The organism is Phyllobacterium sp. 628, from assembly GCF_014189505.1.
In the GTDB taxonomy this organism is placed as follows: Bacteria; Pseudomonadota; Alphaproteobacteria; order Rhizobiales; family Rhizobiaceae; genus Phyllobacterium.
Map to the genome: position 1 here is coordinate 278,354 of NZ_CP050301.1, position 16,777 is coordinate 295,130.

Genomic DNA, 16,777 nt, shown 5'->3' on the forward strand with positions numbered 1-16,777 from the left:
TTCGTCCATTCGAGAAATAATGTCCGCTATGTCGGGACAATCGCCCTTATTCCCAACAATTAGAGCCTCTGTATCATGAATAGTGTTCATTCCCTCCCACATTTTGATATTGCAGGTGAAAAATGACTGCTTCTCCACGTCCGCACAGCGCTGCGGAAAAGCTGATGATTTTGGCCGCCGTCTGCTTGGCAGCACTGGCCATGCCGATCAGCTTTACCGGTCCGGCTGTAGCCCTTCCCGCCATCGCCCGCGCACTTGGCGGCACCCCGGTTGAGCTCAACTGGGTCACCAATGCCTTCATGCTGGCTTTCGGCAGCAGCCTCATGGCCGCCGGTGCTCTTGCGGATAATTACGGTCGCAAGCGTATCTTCCTGACAGGCCTTGCACTCTTTGCCGTATTCTCGCTGGCGCTGTCTCTCGTCTCCAATCTGTTCTGGTTCGATATCCTCCGGGCCGCGCAGGGCCTATCCAGCGCACTGGCCTTTTCCGGTGGCATGGCGGCTCTTGCCCAGGAATTCGATGGCCAGGCCCGCACAAGGGCCTTCAGTCTGATCGGCATCACCTTTGGGGTCGGCCTTTCCTTCGGACCGATCCTATCGGGCGTTCTGATCAGTCATTTCGGCTGGCAGGCTGCCATCCTCTTCGTCGTGCCGATAACATTCACCGCATTCTGCTTCGGTGCCGTATGTATGAGCGAATCCCGTGATCCGGATGCTAGCGGCATCGACTGGCCCGGCGCGATCAGCTTCACCGTAGCGCTTACCTTGCTCACATGTGGCATCCTGCAAGCGCCGCAAGCCGGCTGGACCCATCCGCTTGTTATCAGCATGCTGGTTGGCTCCGTGCTGATCTTCAGCCTCTTCACGGCGATTGAACGCCGCGTTGCCCGCCCCATGCTGGACCTGACACTCTTCCGCTATCCGCGCTTTGTCGGCGTCCAGCTTCTCGCCGCAGCACCGGCCTATTCTTTCGTGGTGTTGCTGATTCTCCTGCCCATCCGTTATATCGGCGTCGAAGGCTTCAGCGAGGTACAGACCGGCCAGATGATGATCGCCCTGTCGGGCCCGTTGCTGATTGTGCCTTTCCTTGCAGCATTGCTCACCCGCTGGTTCTCTGCCGCAGTGCTGTGCAGCGCCGGACTGCTTATATCCGCCGTCGGCCTGTACTGGCTCAGCCGCTGCATGCCCGGCCAGCCGGTTGAACTGACACTTCCCGCGCTGTTCCTGATCGGTTTCGGCATCAGCCTGCCGTGGGGATTGATGGACGGTCTGGCCGTCAGCGTCGTGCCGAAGGAACGCGCAGGCATGGCCACAGGTATTTTCAGCACCACGCGCATTGCCGGTGAAGGCATTGCCCTTGCCATTGTCAGCGCTTTGCTGACAGCGCTCCTTGGCTGGAAACTCAGCGCTGTCCTGCCAATCGGTTCCGGCGTCACGCAGGCCGCGCAGGAGGTTGCCACAGGCAATCTAGCTTCAGCCATGACGCAGCTCGGTCCGGTCGGCCGCGATGTGATTCTGCAAGCTTACGGCAATGCCTTTGGGCATCTCTTGGAAATTCTGTCGGAGATCACTGTTGTTACAGCGCTTGCCATCTTTGTGGTCATGCGCATGCCGGACAAGTCCGTCGTTACCGCCTGATTCCAGGCAAAAGAAAATCCCGGCAAAGGTTCGCCTCTGCCGGGATTTTTCGTTTCTAGCGGAAATTGACGTCGCGCCCTGCGGAACGCAGCGAGACGGTAAACCCGGCCAGAATATCGAAAAATGCCATTGCCATCAGAATGAAGAACAGCGAATGCGAGGCACTGGGTACCAGCAGAAACTCCACCAGAAACGCCACAAAGACGAAGGTCGACAACAGATGGTCAACCACCGAGGCATTGCTGGTTCGGGTCGATTTCATGATCTCGAAGAACAGCAGCGCCAGCGACAGCACGATCATCAGATCGCCCAGCGTCATGCGCCAGACCCCGCCTGACAGCATCTGCATAGAGTAGAGCTCGGCCGCCCACGGGTCAGCACCACCAATTCCCGTCAACCCGGCAATCACCAGATTGAACACAACCAGCGGTACGATCATCAATGGAATGTTGGAAATCACGGCGTTAGTCTCCTCCTCGGCAGCGAAACAAAAAAGACCGGCACAAGGCCGGTCCTCTTTATCACGAAATCCAGGAAGGGATTAGCCTTCTTTGACGGTCAGAACCTGACGGCCACGATACATGCCGGTCTTCAGATCGACATGGTGTGGACGGCGCAGTTCGCCTGAATTCTTGTCTTCGACGTAAGTCGGGGCCTTCAACGCATCGGCGGAGCGGCGCATGCCGCGCTTCGACGGAGAAGTTTTTCTTTTAGGTACAGCCATTGTTCCTGCTCCAGTAATCAGTCAAAATCCGGCAGTGGCCCGATCGAGCCTGTCACAATGGACAAAATTCCGGAAAGTTCGGCTGGGGCTATACACGTCTTGAGAGCTTTTGACCAGCATGAGTCACATATATTTTTGTCGCAACTGCCGGGAATACCGGAATCAGGTCTATTTCACACAACCGATATAGGCACCCGCCCCGCGTGCACGGCGCTCGTTGAGCCGCGCCAGTGTCTGCAAACCGCGTCCCGGTTTGGCCGGATTGCGCACAATCGGATTGGGCAATGTGACCGCCAGAAAGGCGGCCTGTCGCGGCGAAAGCCTTGAGGCGCTCACTTTGAAATGGTGTTGAGCAGCCGCCTCGATGCCATAAATGCCCGGTCCCCACTCGGCTATGTTAAGGTAGATTTCCATCACTCGGCGTTTTGACAGAATCAGTTCTGACAGAAAGGCCAGCGGCATTTCCAGTCCCTTGCGGATAAAGGAGCGGCTGTTCCATAGAAACAGGTTCTTCGCTGTCTGCATCGTAATCGTCGATGCGCCGCGCGTTTGCTCTCCATCCATGGCATCCGAAACAACCGAATTCATCGCATCCCAATCGACACCCGAATGGAAGCAGAAGCGTGCATCTTCCGACATCATAACTGAATGCACCAGCACCGGCGAAACCTCATCCAGCGACACCCAGCGCCGGTCATAGCCGGAGAATGTCACGAGGTCCTTCACCATCAATGTGGAAACCGGATGCACAAAAGGCAGACGGTAGAGGCTGAGCAGAATGATGGGCAGCATGATCAGGACAATGCCGATAAGAATGAGATAGCGCATGGCCCGGCCCAAAAACGAGCCGCCTGGATCAACCAGATACCCTCCGCCTTTTCTGTTTCTGACCAGAACCCGTGTCACACCCACCGCCTGCATTGAAAGCCCATCATGGACATAGAGCAACGGCCACGCAAATGGAACCGTTTCCGTGTACTTCTGTGTATCCGCAACCACAGAGATGCAAAATCGCCCGCTATTCACATCTAGCCATTGACCCAAGGTGATTTTTTCGTTCATTGCCAGTTCCATGATGACAGACCAAGGCTCCTCCCTGTTCCAGATGACCTTGCAGCAGCGCGCCGCTTCGGTCGAGCTGCTGCTGACTGATCTGCTTTCTGATCAACCGCATAGTGGTGAGATCAGCCGCCCGACGCGCCTGATGGCCGCGATGCGCCACGGTGTTCTCAATGGCGGCAAGCGTCTGCGGCCTTTCCTTGTCATGGAAAGCGCAGCTTTGTTCGGGGCTGACAGTCTGGCAGCGTTGCGTGTGGCCGCAGCGCTCGAATGCATTCACAGCTATTCGCTGGTCCACGATGATCTGCCAGCCATGGACAATGACGATTTGCGGCGTGGTCAGCCCACCGTTCACCGTAAGTTCGACGAGGCCGCTGCCATTCTCGCTGGCGACAGTCTGTTGACCTATGCATTCGAATTGATCGCCTCGGAGGCAACGGAACTGGATGCCATGGCCAAGGTCGCGCTGATCACCGCCCTTGCCCGCGCTGCCGGTGTCGGCGGGATGACCGGCGGACAGGCCCTTGATCTGGAAGCCGAGAAGGTCAAACCAGATGAGGCAGGTATTATCCGCCTGCAAGCCATGAAAACCGGCGCCCTGATCCGTTTTGCCTGCGAAGCCGGAGCGATTATCGGCAATGCCAACCCCGAAGACCGCGAACGGTTGGCCGAATATGGCTCGGCCATCGGTCTCGCCTTCCAGCTGGCTGATGATTTACTGGATGTCACCGCCGATGCCAGCCATATGGGCAAGGCAACCGGCAAAGACGCAGCAGCAGGCAAGGCCACACTGGTCTCGATGCACGGCATTGACTGGACAAGGCAGCAGCTGAGCGGATTGGTTGCGCAAGCGGAAGACCTGCTCGCACCCTTTGGCCCACAGGCATCACTGCTTAAGGAAGCCGCACGGTTTATCGCCGAAAGGCAAAGCTAAAACAGTCTATTCCGCCGCGTGTGAGTCCACGCCCTGGCCAAAACGGTTCTCGATGTAATCGGCAACCATTTTCTGGAATTCCTGGGCGATACCGGCACCGCGCAAGGTCGCAACTTTCTTGCCATCAACAAAAACCGGCGCTGTCGGGGTTTCGCCGGTACCCGGCAGTGAAATGCCGATATCGGCCATTTTCGACTCGCCCGGTCCATTGACGATGCAGCCCATCACCGCGACGTTCAGCGCTTCAACACCGGGATATTTCTCCCGCCAGATTGGCATATTGTCGCGAATATCGGTCTGGATCGACTGCGCCAACTCCTGAAACACCGTTGATGTGGTGCGCCCGCAACCGGGGCAAGCCGCAACGATCGGGATAAACTGGCGGAACCCCATGGTCTGCAGCAATTCCTGCGCCACTTGTACTTCGCGGGTTCGGTCGCCATTCGGCTCCGGCGTCAGTGAAATACGGATCGTATCGCCAATTCCCTGTTGCAGAAGAATGCCGAGCGCTGCCGATGAGGCAACAATGCCCTTGGAGCCCATACCGGCCTCAGTCAGGCCCAGATGCAACGCATGGTCGCAGCGCCGTGCCAGTTCTGCATAGACGGCAATCAGGTCCTGCACCTGACTGACCTTCGCGGAAAGGATGATTTTCGAGCGCGGCAGGCCGATTTCTTCCGCCAACTGCGAGGAAATCAGCGCCGACTGGACAATGGCTTCGCGGGTGACTTGCTCAGCCGTCAATGGCGCACCAGCCGCATGGTTCTGATCCATCAGCGCCGTCAGCAATTCCTGATCGAGCGAACCCCAATTGACGCCAATGCGTACCGGCTTGTCATAGCGGATCGCCATTTCGATGATCGCACCGAATTGCGCGTCCTTCTTGTCCTTGAAGCCCACATTGCCGGGATTGATGCGGTATTTCGCCAGAGCTTCAGCGCAGGCCGGATGATCGGCCAGCAGTTTGTGTCCGATATAATGGAAATCGCCGACCAGCGGCACGTTCAATCCCAGTCTGTCCAGCCGTTCACGAATTTTCGGGACGGCAGCTGCCGACTCGTCGCGATCAACCGTGATACGCACGATCTGCGACCCGGCGCGCGACAGCGCCGCAACCTGTGCAACGGTCCCGTCAATATCGGCAGTATCCGTATTGGTCATCGACTGCACAACGACGGGCGCGCCTCCGCCAACCATGACACCACCCACATCGACGCCAACAGACGGACGGCGGGCAAAAGGTTGCGAATAATAGTCAGACATCGTCGAGCTCCAGATATTCCCTTCACGTGGCGCAGCGCATGCTCTGTGTCAACACCATGTGACATTAACACGGCAAATTCAAAACAAATGAATAGGGCAAATTCAAAGCAAATGCGCATTTCGATCACGGCAGAGTGAAGCACATGACGAAGTGTTCACGTTCCAAAGCTGGTAATTTTGCTGCAATGCAATATATTCCCCTCGCCTTCAACACGGTTAATAGGGTCCAGACCCTAATCCAAAGGAAGTAACTCATGGCTAAGAAGACCGCAGTCGTTACAGGTTCCAACTCCGGCATTGGACTGGGTTCCGCTCACGCCCTTGCAGCGGCGGGCTACAATGTGGTGATCAACTCCTTCACCGACCGGCCGGAGGATCACAACCTTGCCAAGGAAATCGCCGCCAAGCATGGCACCGGCTGCGCCTATATCAAGGCCGACATGTCGAAGGGCGATGAATGCCGCGCACTGATCGATCAGGCTGCAGCCACGTTCGGCAGCGTCGATGTGCTGGTCAACAATGCCGGCATCCAGTTCGTCGCGCCGGTTGACGAATTCCCGACGGAAAAATGGGATGCGATCATCGCCATTAATCTCACCTCGGCGTTCCACACCACTGCCGCAGCGCTTCCCTATATGAAAAAAGCCGGATGGGGCCGCATCATCAATATCGCCTCCGCCCATGGCCTGCGCGCATCGCCGTTTAAATCCGCCTATGTTGCCGCCAAGCACGGCGTTCTCGGTCTGACCAAAACCGTGGCACTGGAAGTGGCGGAAAAGCACATCACCAGCAACGCCATCTGCCCAGGCTATGTGCTGACGCCCCTGGTGGAGGCGCAGATCCCGGATCAGATGAAGGCACACAACATGGACCGCGAAACGGTCATTCGCGAAGTCATGCTCGACAGGCAAGCGACGAAGGAATTCGCCACGGTTGACCAGATCGGCGCAACGGTTGTCTTCCTCGCCAGCGATGCTGCCGCGCAGATCACCGGAACGTCCATTTCTGTCGATGGCGGCTGGACGGCTCAGTGATGAACCACAAACCCAAGGTCATCAACATCGCGCTTCAGGGCGGCGGTTCCCACGGCGCGTTCACCTGGGGCGTGCTGGACCGCATCCTTGAGGACGGGCGGCTGACCATTGAAGGCATTTCCGGCACCAGTGCCGGCGCCATGAACGCCGTTGCTCTGGCCGATGGCTGGAGCCGCAACGGCCGCGAAGGCGCCCGCGAAAAGCTGCAGGAGTTCTGGCGGGCCGTGGCGCGCAGCGGGCAGTTCAGCCCGGTGCAGCGCACGCCATGGGACCGTTTTTTCGGCAACTGGTCGGTGGAAAACGGCATCGGTTACAATTTCTTCGAGCAGATGTCGCGGATGTTCTCACCCTATGAAATCAATCCGCTCAATCTCAACCCCTTGCGGGATGTGGTGGACAGGGAAATCGATTTCGACCGCGTAAAGGCCTGCTCTGATCTCAAACTGTTCATCTCGGCCACCAATGTCGAGAGCGGACGTCTGCGTGTCTTCTCGCAGTCCGAACTCAATGCAGATGTCGTCATGGCGTCCGCGTGCCTGCCCTATATTTTTCAGGCGGTCGAAATTGAGGGCGAGCCCTATTGGGATGGCGGGTATGGCGGCAATCCGGCGCTTTATCCGTTCTTTTATTCGACAATCAGCAAGGATGTACTGCTGATCCAGATCAATCCGATTGAGCGGCGCGGCGCACCCAAGACTGCCCGCGAAATCACCGACCGGATCGATGAGATCACCTTCAACGCCGCATTGCTTCGGGAATTCCGCTCGATTGCCTTCGTCAATTCACTGCTGGATTCCGGCCGGATCGAGCACACCGAATACAAGCATATCCGCATGCATCGCATTGATGCGGACGTTGCTTTGGCAGGGCTTTCCGCCTCGTCCAAGATCAATGCCGAATGGGCCTTCCTCGAATATCTGCGAGATTTGGGTCAGGCGGCAGCCGACGACTGGCTGGAAGAACATTTCGATGCCATCGGCGAACACGCCACGCTGGATCTATCAGGCGAGCTGGCGCCGGAAATGAACTTTGGTGAAAGAACCAAGAAGACCGGCAGACGCGTTACGGACTTTCTTATCCATCGCAAGAAGCCGGGTGTCGGGGCACGCCGGGCCTGAAAAAACGGGCGGGCGCAAGGCTCGCCCGTTGTCACATCGCGAGATCGATAGCCGACTTAGTTCTTGACGATCTCGACTGGACCACGAATATAACCGGGCTTATTGGCCATGAGGTTGAAAGCAACCGCTGGCTCAGGTGTTCTCGTTGCGGTCGGCGCTTGATGCGAGATTAGCCATCAGGAAAACCACGACGAGCAGGCCGGCAAGCACCAGATAGACCGGGCCAAATCCTGTTCGCCCGCCAACGAAGCCGATGGCTGAAGGCGCAACGAGAATGCCGGAATAGCCCATCAGCGTAACGAGACTGAGCGCGACGCCCGAGGATGTTCCCTTCTGGTTGCCCGCCGCCGAGAAAGCAATTGGCACCATATTGGCAATGCCGAGCCCCGAAAACGCAAAGGCGAGAATGGCGATCCACGGCGTCGGGGCGAGGCTGGCGACCAGCATGCCGGACGCACCGATCAAAGCAGAAACCCGCAGGGTTTTGACCGCGCCAAACCGGTTGCGCACGCCATCGCCGAGAAATCGCATAACCGACATGGTACCGGAGAAGGCGGCAAAGGCGAAGCCTGCGGTGGCAATATCCGCGCCGCGCTCCTGCTTGAGATACAAGGCCGCCCAATCGAGAACCGAACCCTCCGGCACCATGGAAAACAGCGCCATGATACCGATCAGGTAGATCAGTGGATCGGTCGGGAAAGCCAGTTTCTGCTTCTTCTCATGCACAACAGGCGCGTCTTCGGTGATCATATAGCGGAACGCAACAAGGCCAAGAACCACTGCGATCCCCGTGACGACAGCCGCGTGCATCAGATGGCCCTGCGCTTCGATCAGCAAGCCGCCCAGCGCGCCGCCGGCAAAACCGCCAAGGCTCCAGAAGCCATGCGAGGACGACATCACGGCGCGCGACAGCTTCTTCTCCACCTCAACCGCATTGGCATTCATTGCCACATCCATGCCGCCGATGACGGCGCCAAACAGGAAGAGCGCCGGGGCTGCCAGATAAAGATTGGGCGCCAGCGCAACCAGCAGCAATGAGAAGCTGCAGAATATGGCAAAGCCCTGCACCACCGCACGTGAACCGTAGCGGCCAATGAGATAGCCGCACCATGGCATGGCTGCCAGCGCACCAAGGCCGAAAACCAGGATCATCAGGCCGAGGGTAAACTCGCTGATATGCAGACGGGTCATGAAAACCGGGATTTGCGGCGCCCAGCTGCCGACCAGAAAGCCATTGAAGAAAAATGCAGTGGCAACGGCCCAGCGGCCATAAACCGCCTTCTTGCGGTAGACAGAGGCATCCATCATTGTATCACCGGCTTGATTTTCGAACAGGACAGACATTTTATTCACCAGAATGGTCGGCAATGACCACATCCACACCTGCCGCACGGATCCGGTTGAGGATCGCCTGATCCGCTGTCTGGTCGGTGATAAGCGTGGAAATGGTCGATATGGGGGCGATGGCAAACGGGCCTTGCTTCAAAAGCTTTTCCGCTGTTGTGAGGAGAATGACCTCGTTGCAGGCTTGGCTCATGGCCAGTTTCAGCCGGGCATCTTCATAATTCTGCGCCCGCAGCATCAGGCTTTCATCGACGGCACAGGCACCGAGAATGCAATAATCCACATGCATGGACTGTACTTCGGCCAAGGGTGATTGACCGATGACACTGCGAGTCAGCCGGTTCAGCGTGCCGCCGAGAAGGATGACTTCACATAAGGGATGATCCAGTGCCGCGGAAGCAATATCCGGCGAACTGGTGATGATACACAGCTGCAGATCATCCGACAGGGCCCGGACAAACTCCAGAACCGTGGTGCTTGAGTCGAGAAACAGCGTCGCATTGGTGGGAATTCTCTGCGCGGCCGCAAGTCCGATCGCCCTTTTTCCGGCGGTCTGGTCGCTGGCCCGCTGGCTGAAGCTGCGCAGGCTTGGCTTGGTACGTGATGCACCGCCATGGAAACGCTGTACCAGCCCCAGTTCGGAAAGCTCTTTCAAATCCCGGCGGATGGAATCTTCTGAAACACCGAATTCCACCGCCACGGCATTGGCCAAAACCCGGCCGGACTCATTGATCCGTTTGAGGATCATGCTCTTTCGTTCATCCGGAGACAGGTCTTTGGTCATGGGAACAACAATCAATATGAGCAGGAATCGGCACACCTGCACTGGGCCAGCAATTTAATCTGCAGGCACCATAATGCTTATATCGGCATTTTTCAATGCATGATTTTGCCGATATCGGCAAATATGCGTTTAAGGGCTCATTGGCATGAATATTGTGCGTGGTTCGACAAGCTCACCATGAGGGAAATAGGTGGGTTGCGGGAGTTAAGTTCTGCAATCTTTGCACGTACTACGCAGCCCATCCCTGTCCCTCATGGTGAGCTTGTCGAACCACGCACAATATTCATGCCAATGGTTGCAAGCCACCTCCATCAATGACGGAGGTGGTGCAGTCAATCTTCAACCTCTACTCGTAAACCGCGAGCAGGTCCTTGGCATCGATCTGGTCACCGGCGCGCACCAGAATTTCGGCAAGTACACCATCGCGTTCCGCGCGCAATGCGGTTTCCATCTTCATTGCCTCGATGGACAACAGCACGTCACCAGCATTGACCTTCTGGCCGGCACTGACACCCACCGTCGAGACAATACCCGGCATCGGTGCGCCGACATGCTTGTCATTGGCAAGTTCGGTCTTGCGGCGCACGCCCGCACCACTTGCACGGGTGCGGTCCGGCACTTTCACGCGGCGTGGCTGGCCATTCATTTCGAAGAACACTGTAACCATGCCCTTCTCATCGGGCTCGCCCACTGCCTGATTGCGCACCACAAGCGTCTTGCCCTGTTCGATGGTGAGGAAAACTTCCTCCTCCTGCGCCAGCCCGTAGAAATAGACATGCGTCGGCAGCACGCTGGTCGGCCCATATGTGCCATGCGTGACAGCAAAATCGGTAAAGACCTTGGGATACATCAGGTACGAAGCAAACTCCTGATCGCTGATCTTGCGCTCCAGTTTTTCTTCAATGTCTTTGCGCTCGACAATAAGATCGGCGGGCGCCAGCAGCGAACCCGGACGTTCAGTGAACGGCTTCTCGTCCTTGAGGATCTTCTTCTGGATATCCTTGGGCCAGCCTTGCGGCGGCTGTCCGAGATCACCGCGCATCATCGACACAACCGAATCCGGGAAAGAAATATCCTTGTCCGGGTTCTTCACATCGGCAACGGAAAGATCCTGACTCACCATCATCAGTGCCATATCGCCGACAACCTTCGACGATGGCGTTACCTTGACGATATCACCGAACATCTGGTTCACGTCCGCATAGGCCTGCGCCACCTCGTGCCAACGGGTTTCAAGGCCCAGCGAACGCGCCTGCTCCTTGAGATTGGTGAACTGGCCACCCGGCATTTCATGCAGGTAAACTTCCGACGCCGGTCCCTTCAGATCGCTCTCGAAGGCGGCATATTGCGTGCGCACCGCTTCCCAATAGAAGGAAATGCGGCGGATCCATTCGGGATCAAGCCCCGGATCACGCTCCGTGCCCTTAAGCGCCTCGACAATCGAGCCAAGGCAGGGCTGCGAGGTATTGCCCGAGAGGGAGTCCATGGCAGCATCAACCACATCCACACCAGCGTCCACCGCCGCAAGCACGGTCGCGGCAGCAATACCCGACGTATCATGGGTGTGGAAATGCAATGGCAGGTCGGTTGCCTCGCGGAGCGCCTTGAACAGCACCTTGGCAGCGCCCGGCTTGAGCAGTCCGGCCATGTCCTTGACGCAGATGATATGCGCTCCGGCCTTTTCCACCTGCTGTGCCAGATCGACATAATATTTCAGATCATATTTCGGCCGGGCAGAATTCAGGATGTCGCCGGTGTAGCAGATGGCAGCTTCACACAGCTTGTCCTCTTCCAGCACCGCGTCCATGGTAACGCGCATGTTTTCAACCCAGTTGAGACTGTCGAAAACACGGAACACATCAACACCGCCCCGCGCCGCCTGCTGTACGAAATACTTGACCACATTGTCCGGATAGCTCTTGTAGCCGACACCATTGGCGCCGCGCAAAAGCATCTGCAGCAGAATATTGGGCGCCGCTTCGCGAATTTCCGCCAGCCGTTCCCATGGATCTTCCGTCAGGAAGCGCATGGCCACATCGAAGGTCGCACCGCCCCAGCATTCGAGCGAGAACAATTGCGGCAGGGCGCGGGCATAGGTGCCGGCAACTCGGGCAATATCGAACGTGCGCATGCGCGTTGCCAGCAATGACTGGTGGCCATCGCGCATCGTCGTATCGGTAAAGAGAGCACGCTTTTCGTTGCGCATCCACTCACCGAATTTCTTCGGGCCAAGCTGGTCCAAAAGCTGCTTGGTCCCGTCAGGGATTGGCGTCTCGATGAAGGGCACGCGCGGCAATGCAGCCTCTTCGGGCGGCGTGGCACGGCCCTTGGTTTCGGGATGGCCGTTGACTGTCACGTCGGCGAGATAGGTCAAAAGCTTGGTGGCGCGATCCTGCCGCTTCACCTGCTCGAACAGTTCCGGCGTCGTATCAATGAATTTGGTGGTGTAGGTATTATCGGTGAACTTCGGATGCGTGATGATCGCTTCAAGGAAGGTCAGGTTTGTCGCGACACCGCGAATACGGAATTCGCGCAACGCGCGATGCATGCGGTGAATGGTTTCCTCGGGGGTAGGCGACCAGGCTGTGATTTTTTCCAGAAGCGGATCATAGAACCGCGTGATCACGGCACCGGAATAGGCGGTGCCGCCATCGAGACGAATGCCAAAACCTGTCGCGCCGCGATAGGCGGTGATGCGGCCATAATCCGGAATGAAATTCTGCTCAGGATCTTCCGTCGTGATACGGCACTGCAAGGCGTGGCCGTTCAGCTTGATATCTTTCTGGGCGGGAACACCGGATTCCGGCGTGCCGATGGTCGCCCCTTCCAGAATACGGATCTGTGCCTTGACGATGTCAATGCCGGTCACCTCTTCAGTCACCGTGTGCTCCACCTGAATACGTGGATTGACCTCGATGAAATAGAACTGATCCGTATCGGCGTCCATCAGAAACTCGATGGTGCCAGCACCGATATACGCGGTTTCCTTGGCGATCTTCAAACCGTAATCGGAAATCTCCTTGCGCTGCGCTTCGTTGAGATAGGGCGCGGGCGCGCGCTCCACGACCTTCTGGTTACGCCGCTGGATCGAACAATCGCGCTCGAACAGGTGTACAGCGTTGCCATGTGTATCACCAAGAATCTGCACTTCGACGTGGCGGGCGCGCTGCACCAGTTTTTCCAGATAGACTTCATCCTTGCCGAAGGCCGCCTTGGCCTCGCGCTTGCCCTCGGTGACTTCGCGGGCAATATCATCCGGCGAGAAAATCGCCCGCATACCGCGTCCGCCGCCACCCCATGACGCCTTCAACATGACTGGGTAGCCAATCGTCTCGGCAAGCTTCTTCACGTCGTCCATATTATCCGGCAGCGGCTCTGTCGCCGGCACTACGGGAACGCCGATTTCAATGGCGAGATTGCGCGCGGCGACCTTGTTGCCAAGACGGCGCATGGTTTCCGGCTTTGGTCCGATAAAGATAATTCCCGCCTCACCGCAGGCTTCGGCAAATTCCGGACTTTCCGACAGAAGCCCGTAACCCGGATGGATCGCATCGGCGCCGGACAGTTTGGCAACGCGGATAATTTCCTCGATCGACAGATAGCTTTCGATCGGTCCCATATCTTTGGCAAGATGCGGCCCACGCCCGACCTGATAGGATTCGTCCGCCTTGAAACGGTGCAGTGCCAGCTTGTCTTCTTCTGCCCATATCGCCACGGTTTTCATGCCAAGTTCGTTGGCGGCGCGGAACACACGGATAGCGATTTCTGATCGGTTGGCGACAAGGATTTTCTTGATAGGCAAGGCGAAAACTCCGAAATCTCAAAAAGGCAATATGAGCGGTAAAACCCTTATTGGGCGACGCGATTGCTGCACTGCAAACAACGCATATTGACCATAAGAAACGCAAATGTCCAACAGCAAAATGCCCGGTAGAAGACCGGATATTTCACGGATTGTATCAGCAACGAAACTTTTGATTAAATCCTATTGCTGGAAATAGGTATATTTGCCATCGGGCGCTTTTTTCCATTCATACATGACATAACCGGGAAAGGTCTGATCGCCTTTGGAATCAAATGCCAGATCGCCCAGCACAGTCTTGAAAGGACCGTCCGCTTTCAAGGCTTTGGCCACGGTTTCCGGATCGTTCGATTTGGCTGCGGTCGCCGCCGCTGCAATCGCTTGCGCCGCCCCGTAGGTGTAGAGCGTGAAAGCTTCCGGCTCGAAACCAGAAGCGCGAAACTTTTTAACCAGCTCATTATTGGCCGGGTTGTTGCGTGGATCGGGTCCGAATGTGTTGAGCGTACCGGCAATGGCGTCACCGGCAATCGCCGCAAGTTCGTTCGAGACAATGGCTGCGCCCGACATGAATTGCACTTTCAGTCCCTGATCGGCAAGCTGGCGAATGATCAGCCCGGCTTCCGTGTGCAGCCCGCCCCAATAGAGCAGGGTAATGCCGTTTTCCTTCGCCTTGGTAACCAGTGCCGAATAATCCTTGTCGCCCGCATGCACGCCTTCGAACATCACTTCCGTGATCCCCTGCGCGTTGAGAGCTTTCTTCGTCTCGTTCGCCAGCCCTTCGCCATAAGGTGTCTTGTCGTGCACGATGGCAACCTTGGCACCCTTGAAGTGCTGGGCAATATAGGCGCCTGCAACTTTTCCCTGCTGGTCATCACGCCCGCAGACGCGAAATGTGTTCCACAGGCCGCGCTCGGTGAATTGCGGATTGGTCGAGGCTGGCGTCAACTGCACGATACCGTTTTCGGCATAGACGTCCGAGGCCGGAATGGAGACGCCGGAATTATAATGACCAATAACGAATTTAACACCGTCCGCTGCAAATTTGTTCGCGACCGAAACACCCTGCTTGGGATCAGACGCATCGTCGCCAAATGTCAGCTTTACCTTTTCGCCATTGATGCCGCCCGCCGCGTTGATCTCCTCAAACGCCATTTCGGCGCCCTTGCGCATCTGCGCGCCGAAGGCAGCATTCGGACCGGTCAACGGTGCGCCAACACCGATAAGAAGGTCTGCCTGGGCATAGCCGCCCATAGACAGTATGATTGCAAGCACAGCGCTTGGAACGAACAACAGTTTCATGAAATGATCCCCTGCATCGGAAAGTCGGCTGGAAAAGGTTCGCGATCTTTGCCGCGTTGCAAGCACCATACTGAACACAGCACATCCAAATGTCCAACAGCAAAATGCCCGGCACAAGGCCGGGCATTTCATCACTGGATTCAAGCAGAAATCTTACTGCTGGAAGAATGTGTACTTGCCGTCGGCACCCTTCTTCCATTCGTACATGACGTAGCCTGGAAGCTTGGGATCGCCCTTTTCGTCATAGGAAATGTCGCCAAGAACAGTCTTGAACGGACCCTTTGACTTCAAGGTCTTTGCAACGGTTTCCGGATCGTTCGACTTGGCAACAGTTGCTGCTGCGGCGATGACCTGGGTGGCTGCATAGGAGTACAGCGTGTAGGCTTCAGGCTCGAAACCAGCCTTGCGGAACTTCTCAACCAGTTCCTTGTTGGCTGGGTTGTTGCGTGGATCTGGACCAAATGTGTTCAGAGTGCCTGCAACCGCATCACCGGCAATCGCTGCCAGTTCGTTGGTCACAATGCCGTCGCCGGAGATGAACTTGACCTTGAGACCCTGGTCAGCCAGCTGACGGATGATCAGGCCAGCTTCCGTGTGGAGACCGCCCCAATAGAGAACGCTGACACCAGCCTGCTTCGCCTTGGCGATCAGTGCGGAGAAGTCTTTGTCGCCAACATTCACGCCTTCATAAAGAACTGGCTTGAGGCCTTTTGCTTCGAGCGTCTTCTTGGTTTCGTCGGCAAGACCCTGACCATAAGGTGTCTTGTCGTGAATGACGGCGATCTTGGCATCCTTGAAATGCTCGGCAATGTAGCCGCCGGCAATAACGCCCTGCTGGTCATCGCGTCCGCATGTACGGAATGTGTTCCACAGACCGCGCTCGGTGAATACCGGGTTGGTTGCGGCTGGCGTTACTTCAACAATGCCGTTTTCTGCGTAAACTTCCGATGCCGGAATGGAAACGCCGGAGTTGAAGTGACCGACAACAAACTTGACACCATCAGCAACGAACTTGTTGGCAACGGAAACACCCTGCTTCGCATCGGAAACGTCGTCGCCGAGCGTGATCTTGATTTTTTCGCCATTGACGCCGCCGGCAGCATTGATTTCAGCGGCTGCCGCTTCGGCACCCTTCTGGAGCTGTGCGCCGAAAGCGGCATTTGGGCCGGTGAACGGACCACCAACACCGATCAGAAGATCAGCGTAGGCATGACCGCTCAAAGCGAGCATTGCTGCAAAAGCAACACCCGAGAACAGTGACTTCTTCATTTGAAAACTCCCATTTCCTAGGTACTTTACTAACCCCTCGCGATGAAATTTTCTCATCACTTGAAGACCACATTTGCCGATTTTCCGGCGGTTGTCACGCTGATTCATTTCGCGTCAGCGCGATTGATTAGACCCCCGTTCTGTCCTTGAAGGAGAAGGGGGAAACTTTTTCATAGAGCCAATGATATTGCTGGATCATCTGGTTTGTTCGCGTGTAGCGATAACCCAGCGTACCGATGATGATCAGTACGATCGTATCGATGACATAGTAGTGCAGCGTGACCATCGTGCCCTCGAACAGAGCGAAATGGATGAAGCGCACCCCGACACCCAGAAGCAGCATGTAGAAAATCAAAGTCGTGTAGGACCGCCAGGTCTTGGCGCAGGCACGGCCTGCCATCCAGGCAGCCCAGCCGCCCATAAGGCAGGTGACCAGCACAAACAGCCAGAGAGAGGGTTCTTCGTACAAAATGCCTTGCATGGCAATGTTCCCCTTGCAGCACCGGACCT

14 protein-coding genes are annotated in these 16,777 nt (G+C 56.7%); 4 read left to right on the forward strand and 10 right to left on the reverse strand.

Annotated elements, in window-relative coordinates; all coding sequences use genetic code 11:
- Positions 1-122: 122 nt before the first annotated feature.
- Entirely contained in the window at positions 123-1,637 is a 1,515-nt protein-coding gene (locus tag HB779_RS02925; protein ID WP_188344322.1) for an MFS transporter, read from the forward strand.
- A 55-nt stretch (positions 1,638-1,692) separates the two neighbouring features.
- On the opposite strand, the gene HB779_RS02930 is transcribed toward HB779_RS02925, so the two are convergent.
- From HB779_RS02930 to mtgA, 3 genes are all read right to left on the reverse strand, one after another.
- The gene (locus tag HB779_RS02930; protein ID WP_188344323.1) at positions 1,693-2,097 is read right to left on the reverse strand and encodes a hypothetical protein; all 405 of its coding nucleotides are present in this window, start codon (positions 2,095-2,097) and stop codon (positions 1,693-1,695) included.
- Between the two features lie 81 nt (positions 2,098-2,178).
- The gene (gene rpmF / locus HB779_RS02935; protein WP_188344324.1) at positions 2,179-2,361 is read right to left on the reverse strand and encodes a 50S ribosomal protein L32; all 183 of its coding nucleotides are present in this window, start codon (positions 2,359-2,361) and stop codon (positions 2,179-2,181) included.
- A 168-nt stretch (positions 2,362-2,529) separates the two neighbouring features.
- Positions 2,530-3,189 (reverse strand): monofunctional biosynthetic peptidoglycan transglycosylase, encoded by a 660-nt coding sequence (gene mtgA, locus HB779_RS02940; RefSeq protein WP_244642537.1) that lies wholly within the window; start codon positions 3,187-3,189, stop codon positions 2,530-2,532.
- A 247-nt stretch (positions 3,190-3,436) separates the two neighbouring features.
- Between mtgA and HB779_RS02945 the strand changes: the two genes are divergently transcribed.
- Complete coding sequence (locus HB779_RS02945; protein ID WP_371823907.1) at positions 3,437-4,354, forward strand: polyprenyl synthetase family protein; 918 nt, start codon at positions 3,437-3,439, stop codon at positions 4,352-4,354.
- Positions 4,355-4,360: 6 nt separating this feature from the next.
- On the opposite strand, the gene ispG is transcribed toward HB779_RS02945, so the two are convergent.
- Positions 4,361-5,617 (reverse strand): flavodoxin-dependent (E)-4-hydroxy-3-methylbut-2-enyl-diphosphate synthase, encoded by a 1,257-nt coding sequence (gene ispG / locus HB779_RS02950; protein WP_188344326.1) that lies wholly within the window; start codon positions 5,615-5,617, stop codon positions 4,361-4,363.
- A gap of 254 nt (positions 5,618-5,871) precedes the next feature.
- Between ispG and HB779_RS02955 the strand changes: the two genes are divergently transcribed.
- A complete protein-coding gene (locus HB779_RS02955) occupies positions 5,872-6,651 on the forward strand; it encodes a 3-hydroxybutyrate dehydrogenase (protein WP_188344327.1) in 780 nt (259 codons plus the stop codon).
- Positions 6,651-7,769: a patatin-like phospholipase family protein gene (locus tag HB779_RS02960; RefSeq protein WP_188344328.1), complete on the forward strand. Its 1,119-nt coding sequence runs from the start codon at positions 6,651-6,653 to the stop codon at positions 7,767-7,769. The genes HB779_RS02955 and HB779_RS02960 overlap by 1 nt, the downstream gene beginning before the upstream one ends.
- Before the next feature lie 132 nt (positions 7,770-7,901).
- Here HB779_RS02960 and HB779_RS02965 read toward each other — a convergent pair whose 3' ends face one another.
- From HB779_RS02965 to HB779_RS02990, 6 genes are all read right to left on the reverse strand, one after another.
- Positions 7,902-9,074 (reverse strand): MFS transporter, encoded by a 1,173-nt coding sequence (locus HB779_RS02965; protein ID WP_188345751.1) that lies wholly within the window; start codon positions 9,072-9,074, stop codon positions 7,902-7,904.
- Positions 9,075-9,114: 40 nt separating this feature from the next.
- Entirely contained in the window at positions 9,115-9,861 is a 747-nt protein-coding gene (locus HB779_RS02970; protein WP_244642448.1) for a DeoR/GlpR family DNA-binding transcription regulator, read from the reverse strand.
- 382 nt (positions 9,862-10,243) lie between these two features.
- Positions 10,244-13,699: a pyruvate carboxylase gene (gene pyc / locus HB779_RS02975; RefSeq protein WP_188344330.1), complete on the reverse strand. Its 3,456-nt coding sequence runs from the start codon at positions 13,697-13,699 to the stop codon at positions 10,244-10,246.
- A gap of 183 nt (positions 13,700-13,882) precedes the next feature.
- Entirely contained in the window at positions 13,883-14,998 is a 1,116-nt protein-coding gene (locus tag HB779_RS02980) for a branched-chain amino acid ABC transporter substrate-binding protein (RefSeq protein WP_188344331.1), read from the reverse strand.
- Between the two features lie 153 nt (positions 14,999-15,151).
- On the reverse strand, positions 15,152-16,267 hold the full coding sequence (locus HB779_RS02985) for a branched-chain amino acid ABC transporter substrate-binding protein (protein WP_188344332.1): 1,116 nt from the start codon (positions 16,265-16,267) through the stop codon (positions 15,152-15,154).
- A gap of 127 nt (positions 16,268-16,394) precedes the next feature.
- Complete coding sequence (locus HB779_RS02990) at positions 16,395-16,748, reverse strand: DUF6867 family protein (RefSeq protein WP_188344333.1); 354 nt, start codon at positions 16,746-16,748, stop codon at positions 16,395-16,397.
- Positions 16,749-16,777: the final 29 nt, after the last annotated feature.

Coding starts and splice junctions, on each gene's coding strand:
- rpmF (WP_188344324.1), bottom strand. CDS start 2,361: ATGGCTGTACCTAAAAGAAAAACTTCTCCGTCGAAGCGCGGCATGCGC.
- HB779_RS02925 (WP_188344322.1), top strand. CDS start 123: ATGACTGCTTCTCCACGTCCGCACAGCGCTGCGGAAAAGCTGATGATT.
- HB779_RS02945 (WP_371823907.1), top strand. CDS start 3,437: ATGACAGACCAAGGCTCCTCCCTGTTCCAGATGACCTTGCAGCAGCGC.
- HB779_RS02965 (WP_188345751.1), bottom strand. CDS start 9,074: ATGGATGCCTCTGTCTACCGCAAGAAGGCGGTTTATGGCCGCTGGGCC.
- HB779_RS02955 (WP_188344327.1), top strand. CDS start 5,872: ATGGCTAAGAAGACCGCAGTCGTTACAGGTTCCAACTCCGGCATTGGA.
- HB779_RS02970 (WP_244642448.1), bottom strand. CDS start 9,861: ATGATCCTCAAACGGATCAATGAGTCCGGCCGGGTTTTGGCCAATGCC.
- HB779_RS02985 (WP_188344332.1), bottom strand. CDS start 16,267: ATGAAGAAGTCACTGTTCTCGGGTGTTGCTTTTGCAGCAATGCTCGCT.
- mtgA (WP_244642537.1), bottom strand. CDS start 3,189: ATGCGCTATCTCATTCTTATCGGCATTGTCCTGATCATGCTGCCCATC.
- ispG (WP_188344326.1), bottom strand. CDS start 5,617: ATGTCTGACTATTATTCGCAACCTTTTGCCCGCCGTCCGTCTGTTGGC.
- HB779_RS02990 (WP_188344333.1), bottom strand. CDS start 16,748: ATGCAAGGCATTTTGTACGAAGAACCCTCTCTCTGGCTGTTTGTGCTG.
- HB779_RS02960 (WP_188344328.1), top strand. CDS start 6,651: ATGAACCACAAACCCAAGGTCATCAACATCGCGCTTCAGGGCGGCGGT.
- HB779_RS02980 (WP_188344331.1), bottom strand. CDS start 14,998: ATGAAACTGTTGTTCGTTCCAAGCGCTGTGCTTGCAATCATACTGTCT.